We start from the raw sequence: 23,467 nt of genomic DNA on the forward strand, positions 1-23,467 counted from the left end.
TTTCGGGCCTGATTCCCAGTCAGCGGGTTTGTCCTCCCGACCCGTTGGGCCGTTCCGACGAGTGAGACTTTAGCGAATCCCTTGCCCGGACGCTAATCCGGGCTGCGCTCGATCGAACGCGGATTCCTCATTTCGCAAAAGCACACGAAAAGCGAAACGACGACGCAGGTACGGCGTCGATCGCCTTGAGTGGTTCTTGCGGAATGGCTGTCCGGGGCCGACCGGAGTCGGTGCTCACGTCGGACAACCCGGAGAACACTACGGAGCAGGCAATCCCGTGTCAACTCGGTGCGGGTCCCGTAGCCTGGGGGGCATGACAGCGCATGTGTGCACCTTTCAGTGGTGGGCCGCCTGACGGCGGCCGGCAGACACGCATGCACGCAACGGCCGCCGCCTCGGCGGCCGTTCGTGTTTCTCCCTCCGGGAGGCCGGGCCGCGGGTGGCGGTGGCCTCGATCAGTGGAACGGGAGACGAGAGCGCGATGACGCGGATCTTCAGTGGGATCAAGCCGACGGGCCACCTGACGCTGGGCAACTACCTCGGAGCCGTCCGGCGGTGGGTGGAGGTGGACCAGCACCGGGCGGACGCGCTGTTCAGCGTGGTCGACCTGCATGCGCTGACCGTGGAGCACGATCCGGCGCGGGTGCGGCGGCTGAGCCGGCAGGCGGCGACCCTGTTGCTGGCGGCGGGACTGGATCCGCAGCGGTGCACCCTCTTCGTACAGAGTCATGTGGACGAGCACGCGCGGCTGTCCTACCTCCTGGAGTGCACGGCTTCGGACGGGGAGCTGCGGCGCATGATCCAGTACAAGGAGAAGGGCGCGGCGGCGCGGGCGGCCGGGGAGAGCGTGCGGGTGTCGTTGCTGACGTACCCGGTGCTGATGGCGGCGGACATCCTGGCGTACGAGACCGACGAGGTGCCGGTGGGGGACGACCAGACGCAGCACGTCGAGCTGACCCGGGATCTGGCGGTGCGGTTCAACCAGCGGTACGGGCACACCTTCACGGTGCCGAAGGCGACGCACCCGCAGGTGGCGGCGCGGGTCATGGACCTGCAGGACCCGACGGCGAAGATGGGGAAGTCGCACGCGAACGGGGCGGGGATCGTCTATCTCCTCGATGAGCCCGACGTGGTGCGGCGCAAGGTCATGCGGGCGGTGACCGACAGCGGGCGGGAGGTCGTGTACGACCGGGAGGCCCGGCCCGGCGTGGCGAATCTGCTCGATGTGCTGGCGGCCGCCACGGGTGGGGACCCGGAGGCACTGGCCGGTGCGTACGAGTCGTACGGCGCACTCAAGAAGGACGCGGCCGACGCGGTGGTGGAGCTGCTGAGGCCGCTGCGGGAGCGGCATGCGGAGCTGGCGGCCGATCCGGGGGCGGTGGACAAGGTACTGAGGGAGGGGGCTGAGCGGGCCCGGTGCATCGCCCGGCCGGTGGTGGACCGGGCCTATCGGGCGATCGGGCTTCTGCCCGCGGGGTGACGGAAGGCCGCGCGGTGGTCGCGTGGGCTCGTGGCGAGGTGGGTGGAGAAGTGCGTCCAGGTGGGCGAGGGCGTGGTCGCGCACGGAGGCGAGGGTGCCGGCGTCGCGGTCCGCCTGGGGGGCGGGCGCTCGTTGAATGGTGTGCTCGACGCGATGCACACGTTCGGTCTGGTGGGCCCTTTCGGCTGGACGGCCACAGCCGACGAGTCGTCGAGGGCGACGGCCGTGTCGCTGGAGGGCGGCGCGTTCGCGAAGGTCGTGACGACGGAACGGAGGAGGTGCTGGAGGCAGCGGGGCGGTGACGCTTCCGCCGCCTCCGGTTCCGGGACCGGAAGGGCCGGGGGTCAGCCGTTGCCGGAGGCGAGTTCGCGGCTGCGGTCGCGGGCGGCTTCGAGAGCGGCGATCAGGGCGGCACGCACACCGTGGTTCTCCAGCTCGCGGATGGCGCTGATCGTGGTGCCGGCGGGGGACGTGACCGCTTCGCGGAGCTTGACCGGGTGCTCGCCGCTGTCGCGCAGCATCACCGCGGCGCCGATGGCGGCCTGGACGATCAGGTCGTGGGCCTGGGCGCGGGGCAGCCCCAGGAGGATGCCGGCGTCGGTCATCGCCTCGACGAGGAAGTAGAAGTACGCCGGGCCGGAGCCGGAGAGCGCGGTGGCGGCGTCCTGCTGGGACTCGGGGACGCGCAGGGTCTTGCCGACGCCGCCGAAGATCTCCTCGGCGTGGGCCAGGTGCTCGTGGGTGGCGTGGCTGCCCGCCGAGATCACGGACATGCCCTCGTCGACGAGGACAGGGGTGTTGGGCATGACGCGGACGACGGGCGTGCCGGCGGCGAGGCGTTCCTCGATGAACGTGGTGGTGATGCCGGCGGCGGCGCTGACGACGAGGCGGTCGGGGGTGATGTGGGGGGCGAGTTCGTCGAGGAGCTTGCCCATGTCCTGCGGCTTGACGGCGAGGATGAGGGTGTCGGCGCGCTTGGCGGCGTCGGCGTTGCTGACGGGCTCGACGCCGTAGCGGGTGCGGAGCTCCTCGGCGCGCTCGGTGCGGCGGGCGGTGACGAGGAGGTGGCCGGTCGGCCAGCCGGCGCGGATCATGCCGCTGAGCAGGGCTTCGCCGATCTTGCCGGTGCCGAGGACTGCGACTGTCTGGGTCATGGCTCTGTTCACCTCGCCGGGGGAAGTACGTGCCGCCATCCTCGCACTGGCGGCGGTGTGGCGGGTGAGGTGTCCGCGGAGCGGTACGGCCGGGCGCGGCTGCGTGCGGCCGGTACGGCTGGTGGCGCTGGTACGGCCGGTGCCCGCCGGTGCGGCTCCGTGGCGCGCCAAGGAGCGGGAGGGCCGGGAGCGCCGGGGAGCCGGAACCGAATTCTCGCGGTGGCGGTCCTATCGGGCGGCCGGTGGGGCGGGAAGGAGGGCAGCGATGTCCGGTGACCTGTCAGGTGGCGTGTCCGATGAGGAGGAGCTGGGGGAACTCGGCTTCGTCCTGCGGGATCTGGGCCGTACGGGGGGTGAGGTACGGCGCCCGGACGAGGTGCGCGCGCGGCACAGGCGCGCGGTCGGAGCCGGTCTGGTCACGGTGGCCGTGCTCGGTGCGGTGGTGGTGGGGGCGCAGCCTGGCGGGACGGGATCGTCGGCGGCCGGTGCACGGACGGGGCCGGGGGCTGCCGTGACGGTGGGCGTCGGGGCGAGGCGGCTGACGGTGGAGCGCGGTGGTGAGCAGGTCCGCGTACTGACGGTGTTGTCGGCGGGAAGCGTGGAGCGCGTGCTGCCGGCCGGGCGGATGAGGGTCACGGCGAAGAGTGCCCGGCGGGATGGTGCGAGGTGGGTGGTGGACCTCGCCGGACCGGACGGGCCGGTCGGACGCGTGGGCGCGGGGGCTGCTGAGGGGGTGGTGGAGCTGGGCGAGGCGGATGCGCAGTGGCTGTACCGCGCGGTGGAGGTGGGCGACGTCGTGGAGGTGCGCGGTGGGTCGGGGGGCGGCGGCTGACAGGGCGGGGCGAGGAGCCGGGAGCCCGGCGGCAGGAACCCGGTCGCGCGCAGGCGAGAGCCCGGGTGCCGGGAGCACGGGGACGCGGAGGCTGGAGGTCTGGGGCTCGAGGGCCGGGAGCCCGAAACCGGGGGCAGGAGTTCGCAGCGCGAAGCCAAGGGCCGGGCGCCCAGGAGCCGGCGGGCCGCGGAAGCTCGGGGGTCAGGGGGTGCGGCGGCGGAGGGTGGTGGTGCCGAGGGTGAGGACGAGCAGGGCGAACGCGGCGACGATCAGGGCGTCGCGGAGGAAGTCGGCGGTCATGTCGGTGTGGTGCAGCACCTGCGCCATGCCGTCGACGGCGTACGACATGGGCAGCACGTTCGAGATGCCTTCGAGGACCGGCTGCATCCGGTCGCGAGGGGCGAAGAGTCCGCACAGCAGGAGCTGGGGGAAGATCACGGCCGGCATGAACTGGACGGCCTGGAACTCGGACGCGGCGAAGGCCGACACGAACAGGCCCAGGGCGGTGCCGAGAAGGGCGTCGAGGAGCGCGACCAGGAGCAGGAGCCAGGGCGAGCCGAGGACGTCGAGGTCGAGGAACCACAGGGCGCGACCGGTCGCGAGGGCCGACTGGACGATCGCGAGGAGTCCGAAGGCGAGCGCGTAACCGGCGATGAGGTCGGCCTTGCCGAGCGGCATCGCGAGAAGGCGTTCCAGGGTTCCGGAGGTGCGTTCGCGCAGGGTGGCGATCGAGGTCACCAGGAACATGGTGATCAGCGGGAAGATGCCCAGCAGCGAGGCACCGATGGAGTCGAAGGTGCGGGGGCTGCCGTCGAAGACGTACCGGAGCAGGAGGAGCATCACGCACGGGACGATCAGCATGAGGGCGATCGAGCGGGGGTCGTGACGGAGTTGGCGCAGGACGCGGGTGGCGGTGGCGAGGGTGCGGGCGGCGTTCATCGTCGGCTCTCCTGACGGGCGTCGGCCGCGTCGACGAGACGCAGGAATGCCTCTTCGACGGTGGCGGTGTCGTGGCGGCGGCGGAGGGCTTCGGGGGTGTCTCCCCCGTAGCCGTCGGGGGATGCGGCCCCGCCCAGGATCTCGCCGTCGCGCATGAGGAGGAGGCGGTGGCAGCGTTCCGCCTCGTCCATGACGTGGGAGGAGATCAGGAGCGTGACCCCCCGGTCGGCGGCGAGGTGGTGGAACAGCTCCCACAGGTCCCGGCGCAGGACGGGGTCGAGTCCGACGGTCGGCTCGTCGAGGACCAGGAGCTCGGGCGTGCCGAGCAGGGCCACGGCGAGCGAGACGCGGCTGCGCTGGCCGCCGGAGAGGTCGCCGGCGAGGGAGTCGGCGTGGGTGGTGAGGTCGACGTCGGCGAGGGCACGGGCCACGGATGCGGTGCGGGTGTCGTGGCGGGCGCGGCCGGGCTGGAGCACGGCGGCGAAATAGTCGAGGTTCTGGCGGACGGTGAGGTCGTCGTAGACGGAGGGGGCCTGGGTGACGTAGCCGATGCGGGCGCGCAGGGAGGCGTCGCCCGCGGGGCGCCCGAGGACGGTCAGGGTGCCGGTGACCTTGGCCTGGGTGCCGACGACGGCGCGCATGAGGGTGGTCTTGCCGCAGCCGGAGGGGCCGAGCAGGCCGGTGATCCGCCCGGGAGCGACGGCGAAGTCCAGGCCGCGCAGGACGGTGCGGGTGCCTCGTACGACGGTGAGGTTCCGGGCTTCGACGGCGGCACCATTTTTATTCACCATGTGATGAATAATTGCGCGCGCGGGTCCCCGGGTCAACCATCGGGACACGCGGAAGCGGAATCGGCGGTGGATGTGAGCGCCGCGATCGGCGCCGTCAGGCGTGCTTGCGCTTCCGGCGGCGGGCGGCGGGGTTGCCGGTGCGGGTGGCGCGGCGCTTCTCGTACTGGACGCGGGCGGCCTCGTACTCGGCGCGCACCAGCTTCTCGCCGGGCGCCTCGGTGAGGGAGCGCACGAAGTACGCGAGGAGGGAGCCGAGGAAGCCGATGGCCTTCAGGCCGCGCAGCGCGTCCTCGCGGGAGGGGTCGGCCGGACGGCGGGTGAAGCTCTCCCACGTCTTGCGGAAGGCGATGGCCGTGCAGACGGCGAACATGACGACGAGGAGGGCGTTGACGAAACCGCCGACGTCGGCGATGGCCAGGCCCTGGTACGCGAAGCGCAGCACGAAGGCGCCGGCGACGGCGGCCACGAGCGAGCCGATGGCGACGCCGGCGCGCCGCAGCCCGTATCCGCCGTCGTGGCCGACCCAGGTCGTACCGAAGAAACGAAGGGGCTCGGGCTGCGGCCCGGGGGTGGTCTTGTCCGTCTGCTCGTCGCTCACGGGCTCGATTATCGCCGGAGCGGCGCGGCGGCGGTCAGGAGCAGCGCGGTGCGACGTACCCGTCGCTGCCGGTGTTCACGTACGCGTCGGAGACGAACTCCCCGTCCGCGATGTTGTCCCACAGGGCCGTCGTGCCGTACGGGCCGGTGATGCGCTCACCGGGCTTCTGGCAGTAGACGGGGACCTTCACGTCGTAGGCGAGGGTCCGGACGATGCGGTACTGGGTCCCCGGGCCGGAGCGGACGTTGACCCGGTAGCCCGGGGCGACGGGGTAGCGCACGACGTCGGCGGCGAACGCCGTCGCGGTCGGCTGTCCCGTGACCTCGGTGCCTGCGGTCGTTTCCGTGGCTGGTGCGGTGCCTGTGGTGGCTTCCATGGATCGGTCTCCCCCGTTGCGTTGCGTGGTGGCGACGACCTTCGTCGCGCTGTGCGGTGTGCGGCGCGCAGCCGTACGGTCGTGCGGTGTGCAGTCGTACGGTGCGCGGTCGTGCGGTCCTGCGGTGCGCCGGGCTTCGGCCGCCGGGCGCGACGCGCAGGCTAGCAAGCCCCACCGACATCGGCCGCACCATCGACTAGGCTCCGTGCGTCGCATGTGCGCGGCCGAAAATCGACGCGGACCACGGGGGTGGGGCGATGCCGCCGTTGCCGGGATACGCCGGCCACTACCGCCTCGAGGCGCGCCTCGGTTCGGGCGGGATGGGTGTCGTGCACCTCGCCACCTCCGCCTCGGGACTGCGCCTCGCCGTGAAGGTGGTGCACGAACAGTACGCGGCCGACCCGGAGTTCCGTGCCCGCTTCCGCCAGGAGGTGGCCGCCGCCCGCAGGGTGAGCGGTGCGTTCACCGCCCCGGTCGTGGACGCCGACCCGGATGCCGAGCGCCCGTGGATGGCCACCCTGTACGTGCCGGGCCCCACGCTGGCCGACCAGGTGAAGAGGAACGGCCCGATGGCCCCCGCCGAGCTGCGCCGGCTCACGGCGGGACTCGCGGAGGCGCTGCGCGACATCCACCGCGCCGGGGTCGTGCACCGGGACCTCAAGCCCGGCAACGTCCTCCTCACGGACACCGGACCGCGCGTCATCGACTTCGGCATCTCCCGCCCCGTCGACAGCGACCTGCGCACGGAGACGGGCAAGCTCATCGGCTCGCCGCCGTACATGGCACCCGAGCAGTTCCAGCGGCCCCGGCAGGTCGGTCCGGCGGCGGACGTGTTCGCGCTCGGCTCGGTACTGGTGCACGCGTCGACCGGGCAGGGCCCCTTCGACGACGGAAGCCCGTACATCGTGGCGTACCAGGTGGTGCACGACGAGCCGGACCTGAGCGGCGTGCCGGCCGCGCTCGCACCGCTGGTCCGCCGCTGCCTGGCCAAGGATCCGGCCGGGCGCCCGACGCCGGACGAGATCATGGCGGAGCTGGGTCCGCCGTCGTACGAGGCGACCGCCTTCATACCTGCCCAGCGGCGCCGCGAGGCCGGCCCGCCGGCGCACCCGCCGGCACAGGAGCCGACACCCGCCTTCACGCCGAATGCCAAGGCCGTGGGCAAGGCCGAGCCGGGGGCGTCGGCTCGGTCCCTCCCCGCTTCCCGCGCGACTCCCGCACCCCCGTCGCCGTCGCCGTCGGGGTCCCCGTCCACTTCCCTGCCCGCTTCCCTGCCCGCGGGATCGGATGCGGCAGCCGGTGCGGGCCGCCGTCGGCACCGCGTCCGATGGCCCCTGGTGGGCGCGGCCGCGGTCGCGCTCGTCGTGAGCGGCGGGGTGACGACGTGGAGCCTCGGCGGAGCGGAGGAGGCCCCGGCTCGCGAGGCCGCCGCGACGGTCGCCGCCACGCCCTGGCGGACGGAGCTGGGCTCGGCCGCCCAGGATGCGGCGCCCCTGTGCGCGTACACGCGGGGCGAGCTGTACTGCGCGGCCCCCGGCGCCGGACTGGCGCGGCTCGATCCGCGCGACGGCCGGGTCCTGTGGTCGCGGACGACCGGTGTGGCCGGGGAGCCGACGGCGCCGGTCGTCTCCGGTGGGCTCGTGCACACCGTCGCCCGGGACACGACCCGGCGGAAGAAGCCCACCGGTCAGGACGCCTCCGCCCGTACCACCCTCGGCACGTACGAGGCGGCCGACGGCGGGCCCGCGTGGAGCGCCGACGTCTCCGCGTACCGGGGCGAGGTGCACCACGCCGGGGCGACGGTGCTGCTCGCCGCTCCGTCCGGCACGGTGAAGGGCGTCGACGGTACGACCGGCCGCACGCGCTGGCATCACGCGCTGCGCGGCCACGGCCAACCACGCTTCGGCCCGTACAGCCCGAGCACCGGTCTCGTGTACGTCTTCGAAGTCGCGGGGTCGGGTGCGACCACGCTGGTCAGCGCCGTACGGCCCGGGGACGGGGCCGTGGTCTGGCAGCGGCGGCTGGCGGGTGACCTGACGCCCGTGGGGACGTCCGGTGACGCGCTGCAGCTGACGTCACGGGACCGCGATTCGCAGACGGACGCGCTGGTGCGCTACGAGCCGGGCGAGCGCGAGGTCCGCCGCGTACCGCTGCCGTTCCCGATGGCGGAACCGCAGGTCGCGCTGCGGGAGGACGTGGCGTACCTGTTGGCGCGCAACGGCACGCTCGTCGCCGTCGACACGCACGGCGCACGGGAGCTGTGGCGGCTGGAGACGGCCGCCGGTCGGGTGTCCCGGCCCGTGGCCGCGGACGGCGACCGGCTGTACTTCTCGGCCGCCGACGGGCGGCTGCTCGCGGTCGACACCGCGCGCGGAGCCCTGCTGGGCCAGACGCCGCCGCGGCTGCGCGGCGGGAAGCTGGGCTATGCCGCCGCGCTGCCCGCGCCGCTCGTCACCGAGGAGGGCGCGGTCGTCGCGACCGCGCCCGACGGGTCGGTCTTCGCCGTTCCGGCGAAGGACCCGGCCGGCTGGTGAGACGTGACCTGCCGCTCGGCGACCCCGGCGGCCTGCCGACAGGCCCCGGCGTGAACGGCCCGACGGGTGAACCGCCCAGCCGGACACCGGCCCAGCAGGGACACCCGCCCGGCCGGACACCCCGCCGGGCCGGTGGCCCCCTGCCGGCGGATCAGCCGAGCTTCGTGACGTCCCGCACCGCGCCCTTGTCGGCGCTGGTCGCCATCGCCGCGTACGCCCGCAGCGCCGCGGAGACCTTGCGCTCCCGCTGCTTCGGCGCGTACACGCCGCCGAGGGCCTCGCGCCGGGCGGCCAGTTCCTCCTCGGGGACCAGCAGCTCGATGGAACGGGCCGGAATGTCGATGCGGATCCGGTCGCCGTCCTCGACCAGGGCGATGGTGCCGCCGCTGGCCGCCTCCGGCGAGGCGTGGCCGATCGACAGGCCCGACGTACCGCCGGAGAACCGGCCGTCGGTGATCAGCGCGCAGGCCTTGCCCAGGCCCCGGCCCTTCAGATAGGAGGTCGGGTAGAGCATCTCCTGCATGCCGGGGCCGCCCTTGGGGCCCTCATAGCGGATGACGACGACGTCGCCCTCCTTGATCTCCTTCATCAGGATCTTCTCGACGGCCTCCTCCTGCGACTCGCAGACGACCGCCGGGCCCTCGAACGTCCAGATCGACTCGTCGACACCGGCCGTCTTCACGACGCAGCCGTCGACCGCCAGGTTGCCCTTCAGCACGGCGAGGCCGCCGTCCTTGGAGTAGGCGTGCTCGGCGGAGCGGATGCAGCCCTCGACGGCGTCCGTGTCCAGCGACTCCCAGCGCTCCGACTGCGAGAACGCCTCGGCGGAGCGGACGCAGCCCGGGGCCGCGTGCCACAGCTCGACGGCCTCCGCGGACGGCGACCCGCCCCGGACGTCCCACGTCTTGAGCCAGTCGGAGAGGGACGGGCTGTGGACGCTGTGCACGTCCTCGTTCAGCAGGCCGGCACGGTGCAGCTCGCCGAGCAGGGCGGGGATGCCGCCGGCGCGGTGCACGTCCTCCATGTAGTACGTGCGGTTCTTGGCGACGTTCGGCGCGACCTTGGCCAGGCAGGGGACGCGGCGCGAGACGGCGTCGATCTCCTCCAGCCCGAAGGGGACGTCCGCCTCCTGGGCGGCGGCCAGCAGGTGCAGGATCGTGTTGGTCGAGCCGCCCATGGCGATGTCGAGGGCCATGGCGTTCTCGAAGGCGGCCGTGGTGGCGATGTTGCGCGGCAGGACCGACTCGTCGCCCTGGGCGTAGTAGCGGTCGGTCAGCTCGACGACACAGCGCGCGGCGTTCTCGTACAGGGCGCGGCGGGCGGTGTGGGTGGCCAGGGTGGAGCCGTTGCCCGGCAGGGAGAGGCCGATGGCCTCGGTCAGGCAGTTCATCGAGTTGGCGGTGAACATGCCGGAACAGGACCCACAGGTCGGACAGGCGTTCTCCTCGATACGGAGCATGTCCGCGTCGGAGATCTTGTCGTTGACGGCGTCCGACATGGCGTCGACCAGGTCGAGCGTGCGGACCGTGCCGTCGACGAGCGTGGCCTTGCCGGCCTCCATGGGGCCGCCGGAGACGAAGACCGTGGGGATGTTGAGGCGCAGGGCGGCCATCAGCATGCCCGGAGTGATCTTGTCGCAGTTGGAGATGCAGATCAGGGCGTCGGCGCAGTGCGCCTCGACCATGTACTCCACGCTGTCGGCGATGAGGTCGCGGGAGGGCAGCGAGTACAGCATGCCGCCGTGGCCCATGGCGATGCCGTCGTCGACGGCGATCGTGTTGAACTCGCGCGGGATGGCGCCCGCTTCCTTGATCGCCTCGCTGACGATCCGGCCGACCGGCTGGAGGTGGGTGTGGCCGGGCACGAACTCGGTGAAGGAGTTGGCGACCGCGATGATCGGCTTGCGGCCGATGTCCGCGCCCGGTACACCGGAGGCGCGCATAAGGGCGCGGGCGCCCGCCATGTTGCGGCCGTGGGTGACGGTGCGGGACCTCAGCTCGGGCATCGTCGCTCAGCTCCTTGGGGAGGACAGGTAAGTGTCTTCTTCGAGCGTACGCCGCGGCTCCAAGATCTGGACAAGGCGTCCGGATACCGGGACGGCCGGCTCACGCCTCGGTCGCCGCGCGCCGGCCCCGTACCCCAGGCCCCGGCGGCCCTCACGCCCCGGACCTCGCGCCCAGGCCCTCACGCCTCCGTCAGGTACCGCTGCAGCGTCGGCGCGACCATCCCGATGATGTCCTCCGGGTCGGCCGTCGCCAGCGGCTCCACCCGGACGACGTACCGCAGGATGGCGATACCGATCATGTGCGACGCGGCCAGCTCCGCCCGGAACGTCGGATCCGGTACGTGCAGCTCGCCGGCGATCCGCTCCAGGAGCCGCCGCAGCACGAAGCCGCGCAGGACCGCGGCGGCCGCCTCGTGCGTCAGCGCCGAGCGGATGATCGCCAGCAGGGGGGCGCGGGTCGCCGGGTTCTCCCAGACGCCGATGAAGTAGCGGGCCAGCCGCTCCCCGATCCCTTCCGTACCCGCCCCCAGCACGGCCGGGACGACCAGGGCGGGTTCGAAGGACATCTCGATGGCGGCGGCGAAGACCTCGTCCTTCGTCCCGAAGTAGTGGTGGACCAGCGCGGCGTCCACGCCCGCCGCCCTGGCGATGCCGCGCACCGAGGTCTTGTCGTACCCCCGCTCGGCGAACTCGGCCCGCGCGGCTTCGAGGATCCGTTCACGGGCGCCGGGCCCCTCCGCGGCGGCGTCCCGCGGCGGCCGCCCGCGCCCCCGGCGCGGCTGCGTCACCGTGCCCTCATGAGGTTCGGGCGGACGAGGCCAGGTGCAGCCGGGTGAAGGCGAGCGCCTCCGCCAGGTCGGCCTCCCGTTCGGCGGCGGACATGGCGCGCCGCGTGTTGACCTCGATGACGACGTGCCCGTCGAAGCCGGACCGGGCGAGGTACTCCAGCAGTTCCGCGCAGGGCTGGGTGCCGCGCCCCGGCACCAGGTGCTCGTCCTTCGCGGAACCCCGGCCGTCGGCCAGGTGCACGTGCCCGAGCCGGTCCCCCATGCGCCCGACCATGTCCATCGCCTCCACGCGCGCGGTGGCGGTGTGCGACAGGTCCACGGTGTAGTGGCGGTAGTCGTCCTTGGTGACGTCCCACTCGGGGGCGTACGCGAGCATCTCGCGGTCCCGGTAGCGCCAGGGGTACATGTTCTCGACGGCGAAGCGCACGTCCGTCTCGTCCGCCATCCGCCAGATGCCGCTGACGAAGTCGCGGGCGTACTGGCGCTGCCAGCGGAAGGGCGGGTGGACGACGACCGTCGACGCGCCGAGCTTCTCGGCCGCCGCCTGCGCACGCTTGAGCTTCACCCACGGGTCGGTCGACCAGACCCGCTGGGTGATCAGCAGGCACGGCGCGTGGACCGCGAGGATCGGCACCTGGTGGTAGTCGGAGAGCCGCCGCAGCGCCTCGATGTCCTGGCTGACGGGATCGGTCCACACCATGACCTCGACACCGTCGTAGCCGAGGCGTGCAGCGATCTCGAAGGCCGTCGCCGTCGACTCCGGATAGACCGATGCGGTGGACAGCGCGACCTTCGCATCCGGGATGCGCACCACTGGTTTCGCCACGAAGGACAGAGTACGGGCCGCGGCTAGGAGGCCGGGAGATGGTCCAGGCGACGCAGGATGACCCCTTCGCGCAGCGCCCACGGGCAGATCTCCAGATCCTCGACGCCGAACAGGTCCATCGCGCCCTCCGCGACCAGCGCTCCCGCCAGGAGTTGCGGCGCGCGCCCCTCGGACACGCCGGGGAGGGAGCAGCGCTGCTCGGCGGTCATGGCGGCGAGCTTGGGGACCCACTCCTCCAGTGACGTACGACTCAGTCCCCGTTGCGCGTACGGTCCCTCGCCCGAGCCGGGCGCGCCGGCTATCCGGGCGAGCTGCTTGAACGTCTTGGACGTCGCCACGACGTGGTCCGGCGGCCCGAAGCGGGCGATCTCACCGACGGTACGGGCGATCTCGGCGCGCACGTGGCGGCGCAGCGCCTTCACGTCGTCCGGGTCCGGCGGGTCGCCGGGCAGCCAGCCGGCCGTCAGCCGCCCGGCGCCCAGCGGGAGGGACACGGCCGCGTCGGGTTCCTCGTCCATGCCGTACGCGATCTCCAGCGAGCCGCCGCCGATGTCGAGGACGAGCAGTTTCCCCGCGGACCAGCCGTACCAGCGGCGGGCGGCGAGGAAGGTCAGGCGGGCCTCCTCCTCGCCGCTGAGGACCTGCAGGTCGACGCCCGTCTCGTCCTTGACGCGGCACAGCACCTGGTCGGCGTTGGCCGCGTCGCGGATGGCGGAGGTGGCGAAGGGGAGGACCTCTTCGCAGCCCTTGTCCTCGGCGGTGCGCAGGGCGTCGGCCGTGATGGTGACCAGGCGCCGGACGCCCCGGGCGCCGATGGCGCCGTCGGCGTCGAGCAGTTCGGCCAGGCGCAGCTCCGCCTTGTGGGAGTGGGCGGGGCGGGGGCGGGCGCCGGGGTGCGCGTCCATGACCAGCAGGTGCACCGTGTTCGAACCGACGTCGAGGACTCCGAGTCTCATGCCTGAACGCTACTGCGCGCGGCGCATACGCTTGGTGTGTGCCAAAGACGAAGAAGGCGAAAAAGGCGAAGCCCACGCCCGCCGGGCCGGCCGTAGCGGTCGTACCGGATGAAAAGGGACTGGACTTCCCGCGTGCCTGGGTGGAGTTCCCCGACCCCGCCGACGACGAGCAGGTCTTCCGATGCGACCTGACCTGGCTGACGTCTCGCTGGACCTGCGTCTTCGGCAGCGGCTGCCGGGGCATTCAGGCGGGGCGCGCGGACGACGGCTGCTGCACGCTGGGCGCGCACTTCTCGGACGAGGACGACGAGCAGCGCGTCGCCGGGCATGTGGCCCGTCTCACACCGGAGCTGTGGCAGTTCCACGGCGTCGGTACGGACTCGGGCTGGGTGCAGCTCGACGAGGACGGCGAGCGCCAGACGCGGCGCTGGGAGGGCTCCTGCATCTTCCAGAACCGTCCGGGTTTCGCGGGCGGCGCGGGCTGCGCGCTGCACATCCTGGCGCTGCGGGAGGGACGCGAGCCGCTGGAGACCAAGCCGGACGTCTGCTGGCAGCTGCCGGTCCGCCGTACGTACGACTGGATCGACCGCCCCGACGACACACGCGTGCTGCAGATCTCGATCGGCGAGTACGACCGCCGCGGGTGGGGCCCGGGCGGCCATGACCTGCACTGGTGGTGCACCTCGGCGACGTCGGCGCACGGCGCCGGGGAGCCCGTGTACGTGTCGTACCGGCCGGAGCTGACGGAGCTGATGGGCAAGGCGGCGTACGACGTGCTGGTCGAGCTCTGCGAGGCGCGCCTGTCGGCGCAGCTGCCCCTGGTGGCTCCTCACCCGGCGGACCCGGTCGACCCGCCGGCCCCGGCGGACCGCCATGGGGTGTCCGAGAAGTAGCGTCGTCCGCCCGCGGGGCGCGACGGGCGGCGTCCGGTGCGTGCGATCGCACGGCGGAGGAGGGAGCCGCCGCGCTGGGGGCACCTCCCGTGCCCGGAGGGCAACGGGAGCCGGCGGCGACCGGCGACGACGCGGCGAGCACGCGTGTCACCAGCGTCCCGGGACAACACACCCGGGCCCACCAGGGCCGGCGCCGCGGATACGGCCGCCCCCCACCGGAGGCCGCACTCGCACCGGACCACGGCGGCAGCCACCGGGCGAGCGGTCCCGCGCGCGGGAGCCCCGCAGTAGTCGTGGAGCGCCGCCCCCGTAACCGTGGAGCGCCGCAGCGTCCGTGGAGCGCCGCGGCATCGGTGGACCGCCGCCGTAACCGTGGAGCGGCGCCGCGGATACGGGCGACCACCCGTGTGAGCCGCACCCAGGAGTCCCCGCAGTAACCGTGGAGCGGCGCGGCCGTCGGTCTGCCGTCCCTCAGTTCGGTGCCGGCTCCGAGGGGGACGTCGTCGACGGCGGGGGGTCCGTCGGGGCCGGGTCCGTGGAGGGGCCCGGGGGCGGGGTCGAGGGTGCCGACGGCGTGGGGTCCGGTGACGGCGGCGGCGTCGAGGCGGGCGGCGGGGTGGGCGGCGGGGTCGGGTCGTCCGCCGGGGGCCGCGGCGCGCCCTCGCCGTCGAGCTCGATGACCGCGCCCGCCGGGTCCACCCCCACGCGCGCGCTCCACGGTCCGGACGGTTCGCGGGCGCGGTCGACGGAGACGTACACCGTGACCGACCCGCCCGGGGCGAGCGTGCCGGAGGAACGGCTCGCGTGGAGCCAGGGAGCATCGGTCCACAGGGACCACGCCACCGGGGTGCCCCCGGACGCCGTCAGCGTGAGCATCGTCGTACCGGCGCCTGCGGGCTGCGCCGCGACGGTGATGCGGCCGGGGCCCGGCCGGCCCGGGCGCGACGGCGGCACGGGCGCGCCGGTGCTGATCACCTCGACGGACACGGCACTGCGGCCGCCGGGCTCGCTGCGCGCGTTGCCCGCGTTGGCGTACCGGTCGTGCGGGCCGGCCGCGAACGCGCCGTCGCCGCTCCGCTCGTCCATCTCGCTCGCGCTGATGGTCGACACGTCGCGCGTCTCGCCGGTCAGGGGCGCGCCGCGGTACGCCGCCCACAGCGCCAGCACCGGCGCCGCGACGACGGTGGCGACGACGGTGGTCGTCACGGCCCGCGCCCGCAGCCGGTCGCGCCGCGCCGCGTGGTCCTTGGGGTCCAGCGGGAAGCCGTCCCGGCCGAACCGCGGCCCGGCCGCCCGTGCGCGCGGCACGTGCGTCATCGCCGCGTACACCGCGGCGCGCGGCGCCTCGACCAGGGGGAGCCGGGCCGGGGTGACCGAGGCGCCGGGCCACGGGCCGCCGGCCCCGACGCGCTCGGCGGCGCGGCGGCAGCGCGGGCAGTCGTCGACGTGCCGGACGAGCTCACGCCGCAGCGCCGCGGACAGCATCACCTGGTGGTCGCCGGTGAGCCGGGCGACGGCCGGGCAGCCGCCGGTCTCGACGACGGCGAGGGCCGCGCGGGTGCGCTCCACCTCGCACGCCGCCGCGGACAGCAGTTCCCGCGCGGCGACGGGCTCCAGTCCGAGCACCGCGGCCACCTCGCGGTGGCCGAGCTCGTGCCGTACGGCCAGTTCCAGGGCCTCGCGCTGCTGGGGGGTCGTGCCGGCGGCCTCGGGCCAGGCGAGCCGGGCCAGTTCGCGGCGCCGGAGCTCGGCCGTCTCCTCGCCGACGTGCGGGGTCTCCTCCCGGGCGGGCCGCGCTCCCTGCCGGGCGGCGGGAGGGCGGGCGGCCGGGCGGCCCGTCTGCGCGCCCTGCCGGCGGCGGCGTTCGCGCTGCTCGCCGAGCTCGCGCAGACACCCCCAGCGGGCGAGGGCGTACAGCCATGCCCTGCGCTCCGGCTCACCGGTGGGACATCGCCCGGACTGCCGCTCGGCGACGGCGAGGACGTCACCGAGCACGGCGGTCGCCGCGTCGTGGTCGCACAGCACGGACAGGCAGTACGTGAACAACCCGTCCAGGTACGGCTCGTACCGCGGGGGCGGGCACTGGGCGAGAGTGCCGGCCGTGCTCCTGCCCGCGGCCCGGGAGCCGCTGCGGGGCGCACCGCGTTGCGCCCGGTGTGCGCCGGTGGTGTACGTGGGGGGCTCCAGCCTGCTGCTCGTCACCCGGCGACCGTAGGCGGGCGAAGGCACACTCTTCGTACCGCTTCCGCTCTTTTAACCCTTACGGGTGAACGTATCCCTCGAAAGAGGACACGAGGTTTTGCTTCCGTCTGGCGCGGCCCGCTATAGGAGCGCGGCATTGTCAGTGGCTGCCGCTACGGTTTGCGCATGGCTGCCCGTACGAAATCCGCCAAGGACAGGCCCTCCTACCGCTGCACGGAGTGCGGGTGGACGACCGCCAAATGGCTCGGCCGCTGTCCCGAGTGCCAGGCCTGGGGGACGGTCGAGGAGTACGGCGCGCCCGCGGTCCGGACGACCGCCGCGGGGCGCGTCTCCACCGCCGCCCTGCCGATCGGCCAGGTCGACGGGCGGCAGGCGACGGCCAGGTCGACGGGCGTCGACGAGCTGGACCGGGTGCTGGGCGGCGGGCTGGTGCCGGGCGCGGTGGTGCTGCTGGCCGGCGAGCCGGGCGTGGGCAAGTCGACCCTCCTGCTGGACGTCGCGGCGAAGGCCGCGAGCGACGAGCACCGCACGCTGTACGTGACGGGTGAGGAGTCGGCGAGCCAGGTCCGGCTGCGGGCGGACCGGATCCACGCGATCAACGACCACCTCTACCTGGCGGCCGAGACGGACCTGTCCGCGGTCCTCGGGCACCTGGACGCGGTCAAGCCGTCGCTGCTGGTGCTGGACTCCGTCCAGACGGTGGCGTCCCCGGAGATCGACGGGGCGCCGGGCGGCATGGCGCAGGTGCGCGAGGTGGCGGGCGCGCTGATCCGGGCGTCCAAGGAGCGCGGCATGTCCACGCTGCTCGTCGGTCACGTCACCAAGGACGGCGCCATCGCCGGCCCCCGGCTGCTGGAGCACCTGGTGGACGTGGTGCTGCACTTCGAGGGCGACCGGCACGCGCGGCTGCGCCTGGTGCGGGGCGTCAAGAACCGGTACGGCGCGACCGACGAGGTCGGCTGCTTCGAACTGCACGACGAGGGCATCATCGGCCTCGCCGACCCGTCCGGGCTGTTCCTCACCCGCCGGGACGCGCCGGTTCCCGGTACGTGCCTGACGGTCACGCTGGAGGGCCGCCGCCCGCTGGTCGCGGAGGTGCAGGCGCTCACGGTCGACTCGCAGATCCCCTCGCCCCGGCGCACCACCTCGGGCCTGGAGACCTCGCGGGTGTCGATGATGCTCGCGGTCCTGGAGCAGCGCGGGCGCATCAGCGCCTTGGGCAAGCGCGACATCTATTCGGCGACGGTCGGCGGCGTGAAGCTCTCCGAGCCGGCCGCCGACCTGGCGATCGCCCTCGCCCTCGCGTCCGCCGCGAGCGACACCCCGCTGCCGAAGAACCTCGTGGCGATCGGCGAGGTGGGCCTCGCGGGAGAGGTCCGCCGCGTGACCGGCGTCCAGCGGCGCCTGGCCGAGGCGCACCGCCTGGGCTTCACCCACGCGCTGGTCCCGGGCGACCCGGGCAAGGTGCCCCCCGGCATGAAGGTGACGGAGGTCGCCGACATGGGCGACGCCCTGCGGGTCCTGCCGCGTACGCGGCGCCGCGCGGCCGCGGCCGACGGGGCCGCCGAGCCGGGCAGGGGGCGGGCGGCGGGCCGGGCGGCGGGGCCGGCTCCGGAGGGCGTTCCGCTGGGATGACGCCCCGGGCCGCCGGCCCCGCGGGGCGGGGGCCCGGGGGCCGTCAGGCCGCTGCGGGGACCGCCGGTGGGCGGGGTCGCTAGACTTTGCCCTGGTCTCGCCCATCCGTACGAGCCGGAGGAGTGCAGTGGCAGCCAAGGACGGGGCAGCAGCTCCCGGAAAGTCCGGCGCGGGCTCCGGCAACGAGGCGCTCATGCGCGCCTCGCTCAGCGCCGTCGCCCCCGGCACCTCGCTGCGGGACGGCCTGGAGCGCATCCTCCGCGGCAACACCGGTGGCCTGATCGTCCTCGGCATGGACAAAACGGTCGAATCGATGTGCACCGGCGGCTTCGTGCTGGACGTGGAGTTCACCGCGACCCGGCTGCGCGAGCTGTGCAAGCTCGACGGGGCACTGATCATCGACAAGGACATCACCAAGATCCTGCGGGCCGGCGTCCAGCTCGTCCCGGACGCGTCCATCCCCACGGAGGAGACCGGCACCCGCCACCGCACCGCGGACCGGGTGTCCAAGCAGTGCGGCTTCCCGGTCGTCTCCGTCTCGCAGTCGATGCGGCTGATCGCGCTGTACGTCGACGGCGAGCGCCGCGTCCTGGAGGAGTCGGCCGCGATCCTGTCGCGCGCCAACCAGGCCCTCGCGACCCTGGAGCGGTACAAGCTCCGCCTCGACGAGGTCGCCGGCACGCTCTCCGCGCTGGAGATCGAGGATCTGGTGACCGTCCGGGACGTCACCGCCGTCGCGCAGCGCCTGGAGATGGTGCGCCGGATCGCCACCGAGATCGCCGAGTACGTCGTGGAGCTGGGCACCGACGGCCGGCTGCTCGCGCTCCAGCTCGACGAGCTGATCGCGGGCGTCGAGCCGGAGCGGGAGCTGGTGGTCCGTGACTACGTGCCGGAGCCGACGGCCAAGCGGTCCCGTACGGTCGCCGAGGCGCTGACCGAGCTCGACGCGCTCAGCCACGCCGAACTGCTGGAGCTGCCGATCGTGGCCCGCGCGCTGGGCTACACCGGATCGCCGGAAGCGCTCGACTCGGCGGTATCGCCGCGCGGCTACCGGCTGCTGGCCAAGGTGCCGCGGCTGCCCGGCGCGATCATCGAGCGGCTCGTGGAACACTTCGGCGGACTGCAGAAGCTGCTCGCGGCGAGCGTGGACGACCTCCAGACCGTCGACGGCGTCGGCGAGGCCCGCGCCCGCAGCGTGCGCGAGGGCCTCTCGCGCCTCGCCGAGTCCTCGATCCTCGAACGCTACGTCTGACACCGACAGCGCCCGCGGCATCCGCGGGCCCGCGCCCGCCGGGCGCCGCGCCCCGCGAACACGTCACGCCGCCGCCGGACCCGGGTCCGGCGGCGGGCTCAGTCCTTGGCGAGCGTGAACGAGGCGGGCAGGACCTTCAGGCCCGGGACCGCGATCTCCAGCAGGTAGGTGCCGGGCGCGGCGGGCGCCGCGGACGGGGTCGCGCACTGCGGCGCGCTGCGGCGGCGGTCCCACTCGACGGTGTGGGTGACGGTGCCGCCCGCCGGGATGCGCAGCATCAGCGGACCGGCGACGCGCGGGCAGTCCTTCGAGGACCACACCTGGTCGGCGTCGCTGTTCTTGATCGTCAGGACCGCCGTGCGGGGCCCGAGGTCCGTCTTGCAGGTCGTGCCCGAGGTGTTGCGGGCGACCAGCTCGAACCGCGGCTTCTCGCCCGGCTCGTACGCCACCTTCGTGCTGCGCAGGGTCACCCGCAGGGTGCCGGGGGTGCAATTCGGCAGCGGCGAGTCCGCCGGAACGCGGTGGGCGGCGGAGCTGCCGGAGCCGGAAGCGGAGCCGTCGCCGGTCCCCGCGACCGCGCCCACCCCCGTCCCCGTACCGCCGTCTGACGAGGTGTCACCGTTCTTGCCGTCGTCCGCACCCGTGCCCGAGCCGCCGCCGTCGGCGCCGCCGGTGGCACCGGTGCCGTCCGACTCGTCGCGCCCGCCGGGCTGATTGCTGATCGCCGGCCCCGGCTGGGAAGGCCCCGGCGTGATGGACGGCACGGGCGAGGCCCCGTTGGCGCCGTCGCCTCCGCCGCCCCCGTTCCCGCCGCCGCCGGAACTGACGACCCATACGACCAGCAGCACGAGCAGCGCGACCAGGCTCGCCGCGACTGCCCTCCGTCGCCAGTAGATGGAGGAGGGAAGCGGCCCGACCGGATTGCGCAGAGATCCCACGCCCAAACTGTACGAGAGATCGGCGCCAACTCCCGCCCCACCCGCCGCCCGCGCACCAAGTTTTGCCGATGATCACATTCCTGGCGGCCGATGGCGGCGCAGGGGCCGGTCCCGGCGCCAGGTACCGTCCGTAACCATGAGCCAGGACCTCTACCTCGACATCACCGACTTCGCCCACGGCACGCCCGGCTGGGTGCACCTCCTCGCCGAACTGTGGACGGAGGCCGGGCTGCTGCTCTTCGGCGTGCTGTTCCTCGTCGGCTGGTGGCGGGCCCGCCCGGACGCCGGCCGGGCCATGGCGCTCGCCGTCCTCGCCCCGCTCGGCACCGCTTTCGGCTACGTCGTCAGCGAGTTGCTGAAGTCGGTGATCGACGAGGAGCGGCCGTGCCGCGCGGTCGCCGGTGCCGCCGCGTCGCTGGTGGAGTGCCCGCCCTACGGCGACTGGTCCTTCCCGAGCAACCACTCCGCCATCGCGGGCGCGGCCGCCGTGGCGCTCGCCCTCGCCTGGCGCCGGATCGCCTGGCTCACCGTGCCCATGGCGCTGCTCATGGCGTTCTCGCGGGTCTTCGTCGGCGTGCACTACCCGCACGACGTGGCGGCCGGCCTGGTGCTCGGCGCCCTGGCGGCGGTCCTCTTCGTGCGGCTGCTGACCCGGCCGACCGCGGCGCTGGTCGACACGATGCGCACGAGCCGGTCCGGTGCCGCGATCTGGCTCGCCGGGCGCGGGCCGGCGGTCGTGGAGCCCGCAACCGGTCACCGCGTCCCGCGGCAGGCGCAGCGGCGCCGGGAGCCGATGCACCGTCGCGGCTGAGGAACGTGCCAGGATCGGGGGTGCCATGACTGCGACCCCCTCACGCACCGAGTCCACCGCCACCGCAGCCGCCGGTGAGGCCGCCGGCCCGGCCGCCGACTCCGCCGTCCGCCTGCACGCGCCCGTCATCGCCTGGTTCGACCAGCACGCCCGCGACCTCCCCTGGCGCCGCCCCGAAGCGGGCGCCTGGGGGGTGATGGTCAGCGAGTTCATGCTCCAGCAGACGCCGGTCAGCCGGGTCCTCCCGGTGTACGAGCAGTGGCTGGCCCGCTGGCCCCGCCCCGCCGACCTGGCCGCCGAGGCGCCCGGCGAGGCGGTCCGCGCCTGGGGCCGCCTCGGCTACCCGCGCCGTGCCCTGCGGCTGCACGGCGCGGCCGTGGCGATAACGGAGCGGCACGGCGGTGACGTACCGACCGAACACGCGCAGTTGCTCGCCCTGCCGGGGATCGGCGAGTACACGGCCGCGGCGGTGGCGTCGTTCGCGTACGGGCAGCGCCACGCGGTGCTCGACACCAATGTGCGCCGGGTCCTCGCCCGGTCCGTCACGGGCGTGCAGTACCCGCCGAACGCCACGACCGCCGCCGAGCGCAGGCTCGCCCGCGCGCTGCTGCCCGAGGACGAGACGACCGCGGCCCGCTGGGCGGCGGCCTCCATGGAGCTCGGCGCGCTGGTGTGCACCGCGAAGAACGAGGCCTGCGTGCGGTGTCCGATCGCCGGGCAGTGCGCCTGGCGGCTGGCGGGCAAGCCCGCGCACGACGGCCCGGCGCGGCGCGGCCAGACGTACGCGGGGACCGACCGCCAGGTGCGCGGCAAACTCCTCGCCGTCCTGCGCGAGGCGGTGGCGCCGGTGGGGCAGGCGGCGCTGGACGCCGTCTGGGACGAACCGGTGCAGCGGGCCCGGGCGCTGGACGGCCTGGTCGCTGACGGCCTGGTGGAGCCGCTGGAGGACGGCCGCTACCGGCTGCCGGCGGGCCCGGCCACCCCGGCGGTCTGACCGGGCGCCCGGCCCGGGTCCGGGACCCCGGACGGCCGGGAGAGCGGTGGGAACTCCGGCCGCGCGGCGCCCTTTTCCCCGGATCGGCGACTGTTACACCTCCGCTGTTACACAACCGATGGACAGCCGTGCGTCCGCCGACGGCTTCCTCGGACAACCCCGTGACAACCGCTCCGTAGCGTCTCCTGGCGTAGACCACAGCGGGGCTTGTCACGGGGATGGAGGCGGTTCGGGATGTCGCACGGCGAGGTGCTCGGATTCGAGGAATACGTACGCACGCGGCAGGACGCACTGCTGCGCAGCGCCCGGCGTCTCGTCCCGGATCCGGTCGACGCCCAGGACCTGCTCCAGACGGCGCTGGCGCGCACCTACGGCCGCTGGGACGGCATAGCCGACAAGGCCCTCGCCGACGCGTACCTGCGCCGCGTCATGATCAACACGCGGACCGAGTGGTGGCGCGCCCGCAAGCTGGAGGAGGTGCCCACCGAGCAGCTGCCGGACGCGTCCGTCGACGACGCCACCGAGCAGCACGCCGACCGGGCCCTTCTGATGGACGTGCTCAAGGTGCTGGCGCCCAAGCAGCGCAGCGTGGTCGTGCTGCGCCACTGGGAGCAGATGAGCACCGAGGAGACCGCCGCCGCGCTCGGCATGTCGACCGGTACCGTGAAGAGCACGCTTCACCGGGCGCTCGCCCGGCTCCGCCAGGAGCTGGAGAGCCGGGACATCGACGCCCGCGCCCTGGAGCGTACGGAACGCAGTGACGAGCGGGGGCGGGAGCGGTGCGCGGCCTGAGCGCCAGAGACGACGACGGCACCACCGGCAGGTTGGGGGCGGCGAGCACCGCGGCGATGGGTGTGCTCGCCGCCTTCGGCCTGTTCACGGCCGCTTGCTCCACCGGCGGCACGGGCATGCGGGACGAGGGTGCAGCCCGCACCGACCAGGCGACGTCGACGACCGCCCCGACGCCGCCCGCCGGCTCGTCGGCCCTCAAGAAGGTCGACCCGGTCCAGCTGATCAAGAGCGACCCCGAGGTCAGCGACCGCGTCAAGGACGACCTCAAGCCGTGCGTGGCGGACGCGTACCCGGTGGACACGTCGTACGGGAACCTGACCGGCGGCGACCGGCCCGACGTCGTCGTCAACGTGATGACGTGCGAGGACGCCGTGGGCGTGGGGACCTACGTGTACCGCGTGACGGACACGAAGTACGAGAATGTGTTCGCGCTGGAGGAGCCCGCCGTGTACTCCACGATCGACCGCGGCGACCTCGTCCTGACCAAGCAGGTGTACGACGAGGGCGACCCGGTGGCGTACCCGTCCGGCGAGGACGTCATCACGTACCGCTGGGTGGGGAACAGGTTCAGCGAGCACGACCGGGTGCACAACGACTACAGCAAGGCGATCGGCGACGGCGGCATCGACGGCTCCGCGCCGACCTCGCCCCCCGAGAACTGACGCACGACG

General features: G+C 73.9%; 21 protein-coding genes. 10 read left to right on the forward strand and 11 right to left on the reverse strand.

All coding sequences use genetic code 11. The features are described from left to right. Positions 1 to 481: 481 nt before the first annotated feature. Positions 482 to 1,480 (forward strand): tryptophan--tRNA ligase, encoded by a 999-nt coding sequence (gene trpS / locus IH00_RS0124995; protein WP_031077294.1) that lies wholly within the window; start codon positions 482 to 484, stop codon positions 1,478 to 1,480. A gap of 344 nt (positions 1,481 to 1,824) precedes the next feature. Here trpS and proC read toward each other — a convergent pair whose 3' ends face one another. Continuing rightward, the gene (gene proC / locus IH00_RS0125000) at positions 1,825 to 2,634 is read right to left on the reverse strand and encodes a pyrroline-5-carboxylate reductase (RefSeq protein WP_031077296.1); all 810 of its coding nucleotides are present in this window, start codon (positions 2,632 to 2,634) and stop codon (positions 1,825 to 1,827) included. Between the two features lie 265 nt (positions 2,635 to 2,899). Here proC and IH00_RS42890 point away from each other — a divergent pair, with 265 nt between their 5' ends. Further along, a complete protein-coding gene (locus tag IH00_RS42890) occupies positions 2,900 to 3,466 on the forward strand; it encodes a L,D-transpeptidase family protein (RefSeq protein WP_031077298.1) in 567 nt (188 codons plus the stop codon). A gap of 201 nt (positions 3,467 to 3,667) precedes the next feature. Here the strand turns inward: IH00_RS42890 and IH00_RS0125010 are convergent, their stop codons facing one another. From IH00_RS0125010 to IH00_RS0125025, 4 genes are all read right to left on the reverse strand, one after another. Continuing rightward, on the reverse strand, positions 3,668 to 4,405 hold the full coding sequence (locus IH00_RS0125010) for an ABC transporter permease (protein ID WP_031077300.1): 738 nt from the start codon (positions 4,403 to 4,405) through the stop codon (positions 3,668 to 3,670). Beyond that, a complete protein-coding gene (locus IH00_RS0125015; protein WP_031077301.1) occupies positions 4,402 to 5,196 on the reverse strand; it encodes an ABC transporter ATP-binding protein in 795 nt (264 codons plus the stop codon). Before IH00_RS0125015 ends, IH00_RS0125010 begins: the two co-directional genes overlap by 4 nt. Positions 5,197 to 5,290: 94 nt before the next feature. After that, positions 5,291 to 5,794, reverse strand: coding sequence for a hypothetical protein (locus IH00_RS0125020; RefSeq protein ID WP_107064513.1), 504 nt, complete (start codon positions 5,792 to 5,794; stop codon positions 5,291 to 5,293). A gap of 34 nt (positions 5,795 to 5,828) precedes the next feature. Next, positions 5,829 to 6,170, reverse strand: coding sequence for an SH3 domain-containing protein (locus IH00_RS0125025; protein WP_031077303.1), 342 nt, complete (start codon positions 6,168 to 6,170; stop codon positions 5,829 to 5,831). 257 nt (positions 6,171 to 6,427) lie between these two features. Here IH00_RS0125025 and IH00_RS0125030 point away from each other — a divergent pair, with 257 nt between their 5' ends. Continuing rightward, positions 6,428 to 8,704: a protein kinase domain-containing protein gene (locus IH00_RS0125030; RefSeq protein WP_031077305.1), complete on the forward strand. Its 2,277-nt coding sequence runs from the start codon at positions 6,428 to 6,430 to the stop codon at positions 8,702 to 8,704. Positions 8,705 to 8,855: 151 nt separating this feature from the next. Here the strand turns inward: IH00_RS0125030 and ilvD are convergent, their stop codons facing one another. From ilvD to IH00_RS0125050, 4 genes are all read right to left on the reverse strand, one after another. Further along, positions 8,856 to 10,709: a dihydroxy-acid dehydratase gene (ilvD, locus tag IH00_RS0125035; protein WP_031077307.1), complete on the reverse strand. Its 1,854-nt coding sequence runs from the start codon at positions 10,707 to 10,709 to the stop codon at positions 8,856 to 8,858. 179 nt (positions 10,710 to 10,888) lie between these two features. Next, complete coding sequence (locus tag IH00_RS0125040; protein ID WP_031077309.1) at positions 10,889 to 11,497, reverse strand: TetR/AcrR family transcriptional regulator; 609 nt, start codon at positions 11,495 to 11,497, stop codon at positions 10,889 to 10,891. A gap of 7 nt (positions 11,498 to 11,504) precedes the next feature. After that, the gene (locus IH00_RS0125045; protein WP_031077310.1) at positions 11,505 to 12,323 is read right to left on the reverse strand and encodes a sugar phosphate isomerase/epimerase family protein; all 819 of its coding nucleotides are present in this window, start codon (positions 12,321 to 12,323) and stop codon (positions 11,505 to 11,507) included. Between the two features lie 23 nt (positions 12,324 to 12,346). Next, positions 12,347 to 13,279: a Ppx/GppA family phosphatase gene (locus IH00_RS0125050; RefSeq protein ID WP_031077312.1), complete on the reverse strand. Its 933-nt coding sequence runs from the start codon at positions 13,277 to 13,279 to the stop codon at positions 12,347 to 12,349. Between the two features lie 38 nt (positions 13,280 to 13,317). Here IH00_RS0125050 and IH00_RS0125055 point away from each other — a divergent pair, with 38 nt between their 5' ends. Continuing rightward, entirely contained in the window at positions 13,318 to 14,172 is an 855-nt protein-coding gene (locus IH00_RS0125055; protein WP_031077313.1) for a DUF3109 family protein, read from the forward strand. A gap of 471 nt (positions 14,173 to 14,643) precedes the next feature. Here the strand turns inward: IH00_RS0125055 and IH00_RS0125060 are convergent, their stop codons facing one another. Beyond that, on the reverse strand, positions 14,644 to 16,374 hold the full coding sequence (locus IH00_RS0125060) for a BACON domain-containing protein (RefSeq protein ID WP_078887943.1): 1,731 nt from the start codon (positions 16,372 to 16,374) through the stop codon (positions 14,644 to 14,646). 165 nt (positions 16,375 to 16,539) lie between these two features. Between IH00_RS0125060 and radA the strand changes: the two genes are divergently transcribed. Continuing rightward, positions 16,540 to 18,009, forward strand: a complete 1,470-nt coding sequence (gene radA / locus IH00_RS0125065; protein ID WP_031077316.1) for a DNA repair protein RadA — start codon at positions 16,540 to 16,542, stop codon at positions 18,007 to 18,009. 127 nt (positions 18,010 to 18,136) lie between these two features. Then, a complete protein-coding gene (disA, locus tag IH00_RS0125070) occupies positions 18,137 to 19,261 on the forward strand; it encodes a DNA integrity scanning diadenylate cyclase DisA (RefSeq protein ID WP_031077317.1) in 1,125 nt (374 codons plus the stop codon). A gap of 98 nt (positions 19,262 to 19,359) precedes the next feature. Here the strand turns inward: disA and IH00_RS0125075 are convergent, their stop codons facing one another. Then, on the reverse strand, positions 19,360 to 20,199 hold the full coding sequence (locus IH00_RS0125075; RefSeq protein ID WP_039947405.1) for a hypothetical protein: 840 nt from the start codon (positions 20,197 to 20,199) through the stop codon (positions 19,360 to 19,362). A 136-nt stretch (positions 20,200 to 20,335) separates the two neighbouring features. Here IH00_RS0125075 and IH00_RS0125080 point away from each other — a divergent pair, with 136 nt between their 5' ends. From IH00_RS0125080 to IH00_RS0125095, 4 genes are all read left to right on the forward strand, one after another. Continuing rightward, positions 20,336 to 21,010, forward strand: coding sequence for a phosphatase PAP2 family protein (locus tag IH00_RS0125080; RefSeq protein ID WP_052411621.1), 675 nt, complete (start codon positions 20,336 to 20,338; stop codon positions 21,008 to 21,010). 25 nt (positions 21,011 to 21,035) lie between these two features. Then, positions 21,036 to 22,004, forward strand: coding sequence for an HhH-GPD family protein (locus tag IH00_RS0125085; protein ID WP_031077320.1), 969 nt, complete (start codon positions 21,036 to 21,038; stop codon positions 22,002 to 22,004). A 234-nt stretch (positions 22,005 to 22,238) separates the two neighbouring features. Beyond that, complete coding sequence (locus IH00_RS0125090; protein WP_031077322.1) at positions 22,239 to 22,796, forward strand: SigE family RNA polymerase sigma factor; 558 nt, start codon at positions 22,239 to 22,241, stop codon at positions 22,794 to 22,796. Further along, positions 22,784 to 23,458, forward strand: coding sequence for a hypothetical protein (locus tag IH00_RS0125095; RefSeq protein WP_031077323.1), 675 nt, complete (start codon positions 22,784 to 22,786; stop codon positions 23,456 to 23,458). The genes IH00_RS0125090 and IH00_RS0125095 overlap by 13 nt, the downstream gene beginning before the upstream one ends. Positions 23,459 to 23,467: the final 9 nt, after the last annotated feature.

It is taken from the genome of Streptomyces sp. NRRL S-118 (assembly GCF_000716335.1).
In the GTDB taxonomy this organism is placed as follows: Bacteria; Actinomycetota; Actinomycetes; order Streptomycetales; family Streptomycetaceae; genus Streptomyces.